11 protein-coding genes are annotated in these 12,443 nt (G+C 61.3%); 9 read left to right on the forward strand and 2 right to left on the reverse strand.

The genetic code is table 11. The features are described 5' to 3' along the window. Window positions 1–3: 3 nt before the first annotated feature. The 3 genes from K6T12_RS11175 to K6T12_RS11185 all read left to right on the forward strand — a co-directional run bounded on the left by K6T12_RS11175 (window position 4) and on the right by K6T12_RS11185 (window position 1,709). On the forward strand, window positions 4–285 hold the full coding sequence (locus K6T12_RS11175; RefSeq protein WP_222222465.1) for a hypothetical protein: 282 nt from the start codon (window positions 4–6) through the stop codon (window positions 283–285). After that, window positions 282–1,028: an SDR family oxidoreductase gene (locus K6T12_RS11180; RefSeq protein ID WP_222222467.1), complete on the forward strand. Its 747-nt coding sequence runs from the start codon at window positions 282–284 to the stop codon at window positions 1,026–1,028. Before K6T12_RS11175 ends, K6T12_RS11180 begins: the two co-directional genes overlap by 4 nt. Before the next feature lie 129 nt (window positions 1,029–1,157). After that, window positions 1,158–1,709: an NnrU family protein gene (locus tag K6T12_RS11185; protein WP_222222469.1), complete on the forward strand. Its 552-nt coding sequence runs from the start codon at window positions 1,158–1,160 to the stop codon at window positions 1,707–1,709. 581 nt (window positions 1,710–2,290) lie between these two features. Here K6T12_RS11185 and K6T12_RS11190 read toward each other — a convergent pair. After that, window positions 2,291–4,084, reverse strand: a complete 1,794-nt coding sequence (locus K6T12_RS11190) for a SulP family inorganic anion transporter (RefSeq protein ID WP_222222471.1) — start codon at window positions 4,082–4,084, stop codon at window positions 2,291–2,293. A gap of 311 nt (window positions 4,085–4,395) precedes the next feature. On the opposite strand from K6T12_RS11190, the gene K6T12_RS11195 reads away from it, so the two are divergent. The 4 genes from K6T12_RS11195 (at window position 4,396) to K6T12_RS11210 (ending at window position 10,531) form a co-directional block, all read left to right on the forward strand. Beyond that, entirely contained in the window at window positions 4,396–7,317 is a 2,922-nt protein-coding gene (locus K6T12_RS11195; RefSeq protein WP_222222473.1) for a molybdopterin oxidoreductase family protein, read from the forward strand. An 81-nt stretch (window positions 7,318–7,398) separates the two neighbouring features. Further along, on the forward strand, window positions 7,399–8,094 hold the full coding sequence (locus K6T12_RS11200) for a 4Fe-4S dicluster domain-containing protein (RefSeq protein ID WP_222222475.1): 696 nt from the start codon (window positions 7,399–7,401) through the stop codon (window positions 8,092–8,094). A 116-nt stretch (window positions 8,095–8,210) separates the two neighbouring features. Then, on the forward strand, window positions 8,211–9,140 hold the full coding sequence (locus tag K6T12_RS11205; protein ID WP_222222477.1) for a dimethyl sulfoxide reductase anchor subunit family protein: 930 nt from the start codon (window positions 8,211–8,213) through the stop codon (window positions 9,138–9,140). A 23-nt stretch (window positions 9,141–9,163) separates the two neighbouring features. After that, window positions 9,164–10,531, forward strand: coding sequence for an NAD-dependent succinate-semialdehyde dehydrogenase (locus K6T12_RS11210; protein WP_222222479.1), 1,368 nt, complete (start codon window positions 9,164–9,166; stop codon window positions 10,529–10,531). A gap of 94 nt (window positions 10,532–10,625) precedes the next feature. Here K6T12_RS11210 and K6T12_RS11215 read toward each other — a convergent pair whose 3' ends face one another. Then, complete coding sequence (locus K6T12_RS11215) at window positions 10,626–11,012, reverse strand: DUF3461 family protein (RefSeq protein WP_222222481.1); 387 nt, start codon at window positions 11,010–11,012, stop codon at window positions 10,626–10,628. A gap of 273 nt (window positions 11,013–11,285) precedes the next feature. Here K6T12_RS11215 and K6T12_RS11220 point away from each other — a divergent pair, with 273 nt between their 5' ends. Both K6T12_RS11220 and K6T12_RS11225 read left to right on the forward strand, forming a co-directional pair. Then, entirely contained in the window at window positions 11,286–11,555 is a 270-nt protein-coding gene (locus K6T12_RS11220) for a hypothetical protein (protein ID WP_222222483.1), read from the forward strand. 218 nt (window positions 11,556–11,773) lie between these two features. Then, window positions 11,774–12,433 carry an HAD-IA family hydrolase gene (locus K6T12_RS11225; RefSeq protein ID WP_222222485.1) on the forward strand — a complete coding sequence of 220 codons (660 nt, stop codon included), beginning with the start codon at window positions 11,774–11,776 and terminating at the stop codon, window positions 12,431–12,433. Window positions 12,434–12,443 lie beyond the last annotated feature (10 nt).

The following is a 12,443-nucleotide window of genomic DNA, read 5'->3' on the forward strand; positions in this document are numbered from 1 at the left end:
GGGATGAGCATTACCACTATCGAGATGGGCTATAGCGAGTGGCAGGCCCGCTTCAAGCCGCGAGTCATCAACGAGGGCGGTGAAAATCCGCTGATGGTCGAGGACGAGTTCCAGGCTGAGGAGTTGATGATGGAGGCCGGCGAAAACCGGGTCTGGACCCTGAAATATGCCGACGAAGGTGAGGGCGAAGTGCTGGTCAACGGCCTCTGGTCGGTGGGCTGCATCGGTTTCTTTATTACCGATGTCGAGTTCAAAGATGATGAAGACTACGTGGTAAGTGTATGAAGCTGAAAGGAAAACGCGTCTGGATTACCGGTGCCAGCAGTGGTATCGGTGAAGCCGCCGCGCGACTGCTGGCAAGCGAGGGCGCGGAGCTGGTGATCTCGGCCCGGCGCGAGGACAAGCTGCAGGCACTGTCCGAAGTGCTGATTGCTGAGGGCCATCAGGTGCATGTGGCGCCGGTCGACGTGTCCGATCGCCAGGCGATGGAAGCGGTCGGTGCCCGGCTGGCCGAGCTGGGCGGTATCGACATCCTGATCAACAACGCCGGCACCATGCCGATCAGCCCGATCATCAACGGCCGGGTGGACGAGTGGGAGCGGATGATCGACGTCAACATCAAGGGGGTGCTGTACGCGATCAACGCAGTCTACCCGGGCATGGCGGAGCGCAAGGATGGTCATATCGTCAACATCAGCTCGGTGGCGGCACGGCTGACCTACCAGAGCGCCGGCGTCTACGGTGGCACCAAGCATGCGGTGCGGGCGATCTCCGATACCTTGCGCAAGGAGGCGATCCGTTTTGGCGTGCGGGTGACAGACATCCAGCCCGGTTCGGTGGATACCGAGCTGCCGGACAGTATCGGCCATGACAAGATCCGCGCGGCGGTGAAGGACAACATGTATGCCGAGGATTCACCGATCCTGAAACCGGCGGATATCGCCAACGCCATCCTTTATGCAGTCAGTCAGCCGCCATACGTGGATGTCAGCGAACTGCTGATCCGGCCGCTGATCCAGGAAGATTGATTACCAGCCTTTTTCCGAAAACGCATTGTTTCAGGATTGACGGCTGGTCGGGTACCGCCCGGTTGCTACACTTGGCGGTACGCGCAGTGCCTCCTTGCCCTGCGCGAATGAAACGAGCGGAGGTTAAGGATGACATTTCTGGTGTTTGGCTTGGTGCTGTTTTTTGCGGTTCACCTGCTACCGCTGAGCCAACAGCGTGAAGTCCTGGTCGCCCGGCTGGGGCGGGGGGCTTACCTCGGGCTGTTTTCCGCACTGTCGCTGGCCGGTTTGCTGCTGATGATCCATGGCTACCGCCAGTCGGATCCGGTGCAACTCTGGATACCGGTTTCCTTTGCCCGCCCGCTGGCACATGTGCTGATGCCGTTCGCCTTTGTCCTGCTGGTCTCCGCCTACCTGCCCGGCAAGCTGCGGCGATGGCTGCGCCATCCGATGCTGCTGGCCACCCTGATCTGGGCCGGCGTTCACCTGCTGGCCAACGGTGACCTGGCTTCGACGCTGATCTTCGCTGCTTTCCTTGTTTATGCACTGGTCGATATAGTTTTCAGCCGCCCGCGCCAGACGCTGGTGCCGCAGGGCGAGCCGCGGGTACTGTTCGACCTGCTGGCGCTGCTAGTTGGCCTGCTCGGCTATTTTGCAGTGATGTTCGGCCACCAGGCACTGTTCGGCGTGACAGTGATCTGATTCCTTTGATCCCTGTCCTCACGTCTTGATTATGATTCATCACGGATTAGCGGGAATCATATACATCAGGTGAAAAATCGGCGCGTAGGCACAAAAAACGTGCCCACCCTACAAGGTTAAGGTTCTTCTCGGATTAATGGGAAACGTCTACGTCAGGTACAAACTTGCCGTTGGCACCCCGTTCTACGCCGACTCTGAGCGACCTGGCCGGCCGCTCCCTAGCACGGCGCGATACAGCGGCGATCAGGCAAAAAGCTGTCTGAGTGAGGTACGAGCGAGTTCTTTTTGCCAGCCGATGGAGCGAGTCGCGCACCCAAACTCAAGGGCATAAACGCAGGATCAGACGCTCAGTGGAGGCAAACGGGATTGTAGGGGAGCGCCCAGCTGCGGGCGGCCAGCCGGCGGTAGCCCTTGACTCGCCAGCAGGCGCAACCCCAGCTTGGTCGCAGGTGACAAACCGGGGGAATCGCCAGATTGCCGGACCACTCAGGGCACGTCTCCCTCTTCCTACTACTTGGCTTTGCAAGCCTGCTGCATGCACCGGATTCGAGGTTTTCCCGCTAAAGCGCGAAGGACCTTAATTATTCGCCTGACAGCGCAGCTTGCTTTGTCCGGCCGTCCGTCGGCGCCGATTCCGGCTGGCATTCACGGAAGATACGGCTGCTGCATTGCCGGCATACCTGCGGATCGAGTTGTAGATAGATTGCGCTGATCGCGTCGCCTTTCGACGGGAATATCGCCTGTTCGCCGATCTCGGCCAGGTATTCGCCCCGTCCCAGATAATCCTGCACCTGCTGCTTCAGGTTGGTCAGGTACAGCGCCCCTCCCAGGCTTCGACGGCGCGCAGCCTCATGCATCAGCATCTCGGCGCCGGCGATATCGATATGATTCATGCCGTTGCCGACGATCAACAGGTTGGCCTGCGGTACCCCTTCCAGATACTCCTTGACGTAGTTGACCGCGCCGAAGAACAGCGAGCCTTCGATCCGGATAATCCGCAGCTGCGGACAGCGGGGCTGTTCGGAGTTGGTTGCAGGGGCAATGAACGGACTGGGCGCGGCCGGGTCGGGCAGCACCTCGACAATTGCCGGCTGTGAGGTGCGCTTGAGGTAGAACACCAGTGACAGGATCACCCCGAGGTAGATCGCAAACTCCAGCGCCATCACCAGGGTGGCGCCGAAGGTGACCGCCAATACGGCGAACTCGGACTTGCCTGCCCGGAAGATGCCGCGAATATGGTGGAAGTCGATCAGGTTATAGGCGACCACCAGGAGCAGGCCGGCCATGCTGGGGATCGGAATGAAGGCGGTCAGCTCGGCAAACAGCAGTACGATCAGTGCCAGCGAGATCGCAGCGAAGATCGCCGCCAGCGGGGTGCGGGCTCCGGAGGTGAAGTTGACCCCGGTGCGGGTGAACGAGCCGGAGGAGGCGTAGCAGGAGAAAAATGAGCCGGCGATGTTGGACAGCGCCTGACCGTAGAACTCCTGGTTGCCGTTGATGCTCTGCTTGGAACGGGTGGCCACCGAACGGGCGATCGATACCGCCTCGACCAGCCCCAGCAGGCCGATGGCGATGGCGCCCGGCGCCAGCTGATGCAAGGCGTTGGCATCGAACAGCGGCAGGCTGAGTGGCGGCAGGCTGCCGGGGATCTCACCGACCAGTGCGATATCGTGCTGGTCGGCGCCCAGTAGCCAGGCGCAGAGACTGCCGATGATCATCGCAATCAGCATATTGGGCCACTTGGGCAGAAGGCGCTTGACCAACAGACAGCTGATTAGAGTCACCAGCGCGACCGCCAACGCGTAGACGTTGGTGTCGCCGACCGCATCGATCACCCCGACCCAAGTGGACAGGAAGGTGCCGTCGCTGTCGATGCGGATCCCCAGCAGGTTTTTCACCTGGCTGGAGGCGATGACGATCGCCGCGCCGCTGGTGAAGCCAACCACCACCGAATGGGAAACGAAATTGACCAGGCTGCCGAAGCGAAACAGCGCCAGCAGCAGTTGGAACAGTCCGGCCATCAGCGTCAGTGCCAGCGCCAGCTGGATGAACTCCGCCGACCCCGGCGCGGCCAGTGGGCTGATGGTGGTGAACACCACGATCGACAGGGCAGCGGTCGGGCCGGAGATCAGGTGCCAGGAGGAGCCGAACAGTGCCGCGATCATGGCCGGCATGATCGCCGCATAGAGGCCGTACTCCGGCGGCAGGCCGGCGATCAGGGCGTAGGCGACACCCTGCGGCAGCACGATCACCGCATTGGTCAGCCCGGCGAAAAGATCGGCCCGCAGAATGTCGCGGTTCAGCTGACGGGCCCAGATCAAGAAGGGGAACAGGCGATACCAGAAGGCGTTGGTAATGGCTGGCTCTCTGCGCATGGATGTCCCTTTTATTGTTGTTATGACGGCACGACGGGGACCGTCGGTTGAAGCGAATTTATGCGATTGTGGCACTGTACGTTTTCGCTGTTGACGACCGGTAGAACCAGATTCGACGGAGTCTCAAGTCCAGTGGCTGGCTGGTGCTTGGCGCAATGGCCTGGTCCCATCAAACCGTCCGGGTTGGCCTTTGTGAGCCTCGATGGCCGCTCCTAGCATGTTTTAGCAGCGCCGGTTCCGGGTGAGGCGGAATCGGCTTCCAATCTGTGCAGTCCCGCCCAGACGGGAGCGGCAATCGGTGGATAATAAATATGACAAGCCAAGCCAGCCTGCCGGTAACCACCGGCTTACCTGAGTTCGAGAACCGCAGTAACCAGCAAACCAAATACACCACCTGCTACATGTGCGCCTGCCGTTGCGGCATCAAGGTGACCGTGGAGGACAACCAGGTCCGTTTCATCCAGGGCAATCCCAACCATCCGATCAACAAGGGGGTGCTCTGCGCCAAGGGTAACTCCGGCATCATGAAGCAGCTGTCGCCGGCCAAGCTCAGCAAGCCGCTGCTGCGCAAGCCGGGCACCGAGCGCGGTGCCGGCGAATTCGAGGAGATCTCCTGGGCGCAGGCGCTGGATATGCTCGAGCAACGTCTGGCCCGTATCCGCGCCACCGATCCCAACAAGTTGGCGTACTTCACCGGTCGCGACCAGATGCAGGCGTTGACCGGTATGTGGGCCAGCCAGTTCGGCACCCTGAACTGGGCCGCCCACGGCGGCTTTTGCTCGGTGAATATGGCCGCCGGCGGCCTGTACACCATGGGTCACGCATTCTGGGAGTTTGGTGACCCGGATTGGGATAACACCAAGTACTTCATGATGTGGGGCGTGGCGGAAGACCACAGTTCCAACCCGATCAAGCTGGGCCTGAAGAAGCTCAAGGAGCGCGGTGCCAAGTTCGTCGCCGTCAACCCGGTACGTACCGGTTATCAAGCGATTGCCGACGAGTGGGTGGCGATCCGGCCGGGCACCGATGCGATCTTCGCGTTGTCGATGGTACAGGTGCTGCTCAAACACCGACTGGTCGACGAAGAGTTTCTGATCCGCTATACCAACGCGCCTCAGTTGGTGGTCAACACGCCGGGCCAGAAGGGCGACGGGCTGTTTTTCCGGGGGCAGAGCGGGCAGCCGCAGGTCTGGGACCTGGTCAAACAGCAGTTCGTCGACGCCAACCTGCCGGATATCAGCCCGGCACTGTTCGGCGAGTTCGAGATGCCGGACGGCACCCCGGTGCGGACCGCGATGAGCATCATGCTCGACAAGTACATGGACCCGCAGTACGCGCCGGAGAATGCCGCGAAGGAGTGTGGCGTGGCGGCCGAGGATATCGAGCGGATCGCGCTGGAGATGGCCCAGGTGGCGTTCAAGGAGTCGATTACGCTGGATATCGAGTGGACCGACTGGGCCGGCCGCAAGCAGGACAAATTTATCGGCCGGCCGGTGTCGATGCATGCGATGCGCGGCATCTCGGCCCACTCCAACGGCTTCCAGACCTGCCGGGCGATCCACCTGCTGCAGGTGATGCTGGGGACTATCGACTGCCCGGGCGGCCATCTGGCCAAACCGCCGTTCCCGAAGCACGTGCCGCCCGGCATTAAGCCGGCCAAGGTGTCCGCCCCCAATACGCCGCTGAAATCGCCGCCGCTGGGCTTTCCGACCTGCCCGGAGGACCTGGTGATCGATGCCGACGGCAACCCGCTGCGGATCGACAAGGCCTACAGCTGGGATGCGCCGATCTCCTGCCACGGACTGATGCACATGGTGATCAGCAACGCGGTCAAGGGTGATCCTTACAAGATCGATACGCTGATGCTGTTCATGGCCAACATGGCCTGGAACTCCAGCATGAACACCGCCCAGACTATCGAGATGCTCTGCGCCAAGGAAGCGGACGGCGAGTACAAGATTCCGTTCATCGTCTGTTCCGACGCCTTCAACTCGGAGATGGTGGCTTACTCCGACCTGGTGCTGCCGGATACCACCTATCTGGAACGCTACGACACCATCTCGATGCTGGACCGGCCGATCTCCGAACCGCATGCGGCCTGCGATTCAGTGCGGATTCCGGTGATCGCACCGGACCGCGACGTGCTGTCCTGGCAGGAGGTGATGGTCGAGCTGGCCGGCCGGCTCGGCTTCCCGGCCTTTACCGATCAGGCGGGCGAGCGGCGCTACACGGACTATAAGGATTTCATCGTCAATTTCGAAAAGGAGCCGGGCATCGGTTTCCTGGCCGGCTACCGCGGCAAAGACGGCGACAAGTCGCTGCGTGGCGAGCCGAATCCGCGCCAGTGGGAGGCCTACGAGGAGAACGAGGGTTTCTTCGAGCACCACTTGGCACCGAACCAACGCTATATGCGCCACGCCAACCGGGACTACCTGGAGCTGGCGAAAGAGGCCGGATGGGTGGGTTCGACCGACCAGATCCTGATCGAGCTCTACTCCGAAAAGCTGCAGACCTTCCGGCTGGCCGGCCAGGGGCTCTATGACGGCCCGATGCCGACCGAGGAGCACCATAAGGAGCGGTTGGTGAAGTACTTCGACCCGCTGCCGTTCTACTACATGCCGCTGGAGGAGCAGCGGATCGACCGCGACAAGTACCCGTTCCATGCCGTCAACCAGCGGCCGATGTTCATGTACCACAGCTGGGACAGCCAGAACGCCTGGTTGCGCCAGATCATGTCGCAGAACTACCTGTTCATGAACCGGGTGGCCGCCGAGAAGCAGGGCATCGAAGATCTGTCCTGGGTCTGGGTGGAGTCGCACAACGGCAAGATCCGAGTGCAGGTCAAGCTGATGGAAGGCAGCAACGAGCAGACGGTCTGGACCTGGAACGCCATTGCCAAGCGGGGTGGCGCCTGGGGGCTTGCGGACGACGCCAACGAGGCCACCGATGGCTTCCTGATGAACCACCTGATCTCCGAGCTGTTGCCTCAGAAGGGCGACAAGGTCGACCGGGTGACCAACTCCGATCCGGTCACCGGCCAGGCGGCCTGGTATGACCTGCGGGTCAGCATCAGCCCGGCTGCGCCCGGCGAAACCGGTACCTGGCCGAGCTTCGGCGCGTTGAAGCCGCAGCCCAATGCCAAGAGCTCGCCGCAGATGCTCAGCTACTCGAGCCACGAGAACGTCAACCTGGTCCGTCCGATGTCCGACATCCTGACCCGGGGCGAAAAATAACAACAAGACAAGAGTCGTGAATCCGCCGCCGGTCGCAATCCAACAGGGCGACCGGGCGGATTCCGAGGTGGGAGAAAGCGAATGAAACTCGGTCTAGTAGTCGATCTGGATACCTGTGTCGGTTGCCATGGTTGCGCCACCGCCTGCAAGCAGTGGAACACCTCCGGCACCATCGGTCCGCTGTCCGACAAGGATCCGTACGGGCGGGACCCCAACGGCGCCTGGCTGAACCGGATCCGCACTTATGAGGTGGGCGACACACCGAACAGCAAGACGGTCAACATGCCGATGTCCTGCATGCATTGCGACAACGCCGCCTGCGTGACGGTCTGCCCGACCGGTGCCTCCTACAAGCGGGAGGAGGACGGTATCGTGCTGGTCGATCAGGACAAGTGCATGGGTTGCAATCTCTGTTCCTGGGCCTGCCCGTACGGTGCCCGCGAACTCGATCCGCACCAGGGCACGATGAAGAAATGCACCCTTTGCGTCGACCGGATCTATGACGAACGGTTGCCGAAGGGGGAGCGCCAGCCGGCCTGCGTGCTGACCTGTCCGACCAAGTCACGGGTGTTCGGCGATTTTGACGACCCGGATTCGGAGGTCAGCCGGCTGGCGCGTGAACGCGGCGGCAAGCAGCTGATGCCGGAGCTGGGCTACAACCCGGTCAACACCTACCTGCCGCCACGCAACAAGAAACAGCAGGCGGCCTACGAGACCTCGGGCCGTTCGGTCAAAGACACCGTAAAGCAGTGGGTGAACAAGGTGATCGCCCGTTGATATCCGGGCTGCTTGTAGCGGTTCTAACAATAAAAAACAGCGCCGACTCCTTGCTGAGGGAAGAGGCGCGAAGCCTGTAGCGCCTGGCGCGCTGCTCGAAAACGGAGACTATGATTATGCATCCGGCATTTTCCGTTCTGGTTTTTACCGTGCTGTCCGGCGCCGGTTACGGGCTGATCAGCCTGTTGGTGCTGGCCCATTTGGCCGGGATTCCCCAGCTGCAAGACACCGCCGTGCTGCTGGCAGGCGGGTTGTTGGCATTCCTGCTGATCACCGGTGGTTTGCTGTCCTCGACCCTGCACCTGGCCAATCCCAAAAACGCCTGGCGGGCATTCAGCCGCTTCCGCACCTCATGGCTGTCGCGCGAGGCGGTGTTCGCGGTGTTGTTCTATCCGTTCCTGCTGCTTTACCTCTTCGGGATCTACCGTCAAGGGGCAGAGCTGGGTGCGCTGTTCAAGCTGGCCGGCATTCTGGCGGCGACGCTGGCGCTGGTGACCCTGTTCTGCACCAGCATGATCTACGCCAGCCTGAAAACCATCCGTCAGTGGAACAGTGCGCTGACCCCGCTGAACTACCTGGCGCTGGGATTGATGTCCGGTGCGCTGCTGCTGGCAGCCGTCCAGGCTGTGGCCCAGGGTGGCCTGGCCGCAGTGCTGCAGCAGCTGGCACTGGGCCTGGTGCTGCTTGGTGCGGTTGCCAAGCTGATTTACCTGTTCTGGATCGGCAAGCCGGCCGGCTCGACCATCCACACCGCCACCGGTTTCACCCAGGCCAGCGTGCGCCTGCTGGACCAGGGCCATACCGCCAACAGCTTCCTGAATGACGAGTTTGGCTACCGGGTGGAAGCCGAGCGATTGATGAAACTGCGCTACCTGATGGTGGGGTTGGCCTTTGTGCTGCCGTTCATGCTGCTGCTGAGCGGCCAGGCCTGGCTGGCACCGGCTGCTTCTGTGCTGGCGATCGCCGGCCTGCTGACCGAGCGCTGGCTGTTCTTCGCCGAAGCGCGTCACGTAGTGCGCCTGTTCCACGGCGAGCAGCATACCTGATCAACTTGAAGGCGGAGATAACCATGGATTACCAATCGATCAATCCGGCAACCGGCGAGCTGTTGCAGCACTTCGAACTGATGACGCCACATCAGCTGGAGCTGGCGCTGGAGCATGCCCGGCAGCAAAGTGCCCTCTGGCGTGGCAGCGGTTTCGACCGGCGCGCCGGCCTGCTGCAGGCGGTGGCGGGGCTACTGGCCGAGCGACGCGAGATGTTGGCTACCCTGATCAGCGAAGAGATGGGCAAGCTGCTGCCGGAGGCGCTGGCGGAGGTCGACAAGTGTGCGGCAGCCTGCCTGTACTATGCCGACAACGGCGCCGAGATGCTGATCGATGAGCTGGTCGATACCCAGGCCAGCAAGAGTTTGATCAGCTATGAGCCGCTTGGCACCGTATTGGCGATCATGCCGTGGAACTTCCCGCTCTGGCAGGTGTTCCGTTGCGTGGCGCCGACCTTGATGGCCGGAAACACGGTATTGCTGAAGCATGCGCCGAACGTGCCGCAGTGTGCGCGGGCAATCGAGCAGTTGTTGCTGGATGCCGGCGCGCCGGAGGGGCTGCTGATCAACCTGACGATATCGATCGAGCAGTGTGCCGAGGTGATCGCTGACCGGCGGGTACAGGCGGTCGCCTTTACCGGCAGCGAGGCGGCCGGCCGCCAGATCGCCGCGCTGGCGGGACAACACCTGAAAAAGGTGGTGTTGGAACTGGGCGGCTCCGATCCCTTTATCGTATTGCCGGATGCCGATCTGGACAAAGCCGTCGAGGTGGCGGTGCGGGCACGGTTCGGTAATGCCGGCCAGATCTGTATCGCCGCCAAACGCTTTATCTTGGTCGATGCGATCGCCGGGCCCTTTATCGATAAGCTGTTGGAGCGAGCCCGGACGTTGCAGCCCGGTAACCCGATCGAACCGGCCACCACACTGGCACCGTTGGCACGGCCCGACCTGTTGGACAAGGTGCACCGCCAGGTGCTGGACAGTATCGAGGAGGGCGCGGCGCCGTTGCTGGGCTGCGAGCCGCTCGGCGGCCCCGGTAATTTCTATCCGGCGTCGGTGCTCGATCACGTGCAACTCGGCATGACCGCTTTCAACGAGGAACTGTTCGGCCCGGTGGCAGCGATTATCCGTGCCCGTGATGAGCAGGATGCGATTGCACTGGCAAACGGTACCCGGTTCGGTCTGGGGGCCAGTATCTGGACCCGCGACCTGGTCCGGGGTGAGCTGTTGGCCCGCCAGTTGGAGGTCGGCGCCTGTTTCGTCAATGCCCAGGTTGCCAGCGACGTGCGGCTGCCGTTTGGCGGCATCAAGGCATCGGGGCTTGGTCGCGAGCTGGGGGAGGCGGGTATCCGCGAGTTCTGCAATATCAAGACCCTGTGGCTGGCCGAATGACCGACGGCAAGGGGTTGGCAGAAATAGAAAAACCAAAAAACGCGCCCATCGGCGCGTTTTTTGGTTTTAATGTTAGTCTTTTAAAAACAACAGATTAAGTAATATTTTTCAGGTCTTGGCGAAGCTCGTCCAGCTTGCTCTGCAGTACGCTTTCCAGCCGGTCTATATCCTCGGTCAGGCGCTGGCGCAGGTCATGCTGCGAATCGCGTTTTTTCGACAGCTGGTTCAGCTCGTTGATCGCTGCCATCAGCACCGGATCGCTACCGCAGTGCTCTGCCTGTTTGCGGGCGGCCTCGCCATCGGCCGCTACGGTGGCGGAGCGCTTGAAGCTGAATGTATGGCTGTTGGGTTGCAGCGAGCTGTCGGGACGGTCGAAGTAGACTTTCAGGATCTCCTGGCCGTCCTTCTGGCTTAGGCTGTAACGGCTGATCCGATCGATATCGGTCAGCCCCATGGTCTGGAGGGTCTTGAACTCTGGCATGCGGGGCTCCTGCAAAGGTCTTCTTTTTATAGGTGGCTTTATCAGGTGGCCTGGCTCGACGAAGCCGGCCGGCGGCTGTATCTACTAAGCAATCAGGTTAGTCCGTGCCGATGACAGTGGTAGCGCCAGTTTGCCCTGGCAGATGGGCCAGCGATCCGGCCTGGTGCCAATACCGGCGGGTGTCTGGACCTAAACGGGGAAGGGGGGCTGCTTCTATAGTGACAGGCTCATCGCCCTTCGAATAACAACCGAGACCCCGGAGCGAGGCTGACTATGACTGAAAACACCCGTGTTGAGATCGAGCTTGAGCAGGAAGCCGCCGAGCTGTTCGCACGCTATCAGCAGATCACCGGCACCACCGCCGAGCAATATATCGGTGAACTGGTGGTAAAGACATTGCCGACCCTGCGAGCCATCGTCGAAGCGATGGAGGAAGCCGCCACCAGTGAGGATCCCGAAAAAGTGATGGAGCTGTTCGGCCGCAAAATGGCCCAGGCCATGGTTCAGCAGCGCGACGCGGTCAACGCTGCCGCCCATGGCTGATACTCTGCGGACCTGAATCTGCCTGATGGCGGCCGGTCGGCCGCCTGAGGTTCGCTTGGCCTCTACACTCCTTCCTCATTATCCATCCCCCCGTATCAAATTACCTCCGCTAACAAAGCCTGGGCGGCACTTGTGTTAGGCTATGCAGCCTCTATATAAAGCTGTGTGCAGTCCCCTCGGGACTGCAGCTGTTGCACCAGGTAATTTGAGGTATTGATTTGTATAAGCTCCTGATTTTCGACTGGGACGGCACGGTGATCGATTCTGCGGCGCGGATCGTTTCCAGTATGCAGAAAGCCGCCTGCGACCTTGATATGCCGATTCTGACCGATGAGGCGGTACGCGACATTATCGGCCTGGGCCTGCCGGAAGCGATCCAGGTCCTGATTCCGGGTATCGATCAGGGCGGAATCGAGCGCATGCGTGAGCGTTACGGCTATTATTTCCTTAGTGGCGACGATACGCCGACGGCACTGTTCGACGGTGTACGCGAATCGCTGCATAACCTGCACCAGAAGGGCTACCGGTTGGCGGTGGCGACCGGTAAAAGCCGGCGCGGCCTGGAGCGGGGATTTGTCGATACCGGCCTGGGGCATCTGTTCGAAACGTCGCGTTGTGCCGATGAAACCACCTCCAAGCCGGATCCGCACATGCTGGAGGAGATTTTGGCCGAAACCGGTGTCCAACCGAGCGATGCGCTGATGATCGGCGATACTGAATTTGATCTGGAGATGGGACAGCGTGCCGGTGTCGATCGGGTGGCAGTCAGCTACGGCGTCCACCATATCGAACGCCTACAGGCATACGATCCGGTACTGGAAGTCCATCAATTCCCGGAGCTGGAGCAATGGCTGGAGAGTCTGCGCCCTGTAGCTTGAGGTAAGAATT

It is taken from the genome of Marinobacterium arenosum (assembly GCF_019795155.1).
Lineage (GTDB): Bacteria > Pseudomonadota > Gammaproteobacteria > Pseudomonadales > Balneatricaceae > Marinobacterium_C > Marinobacterium_C arenosum.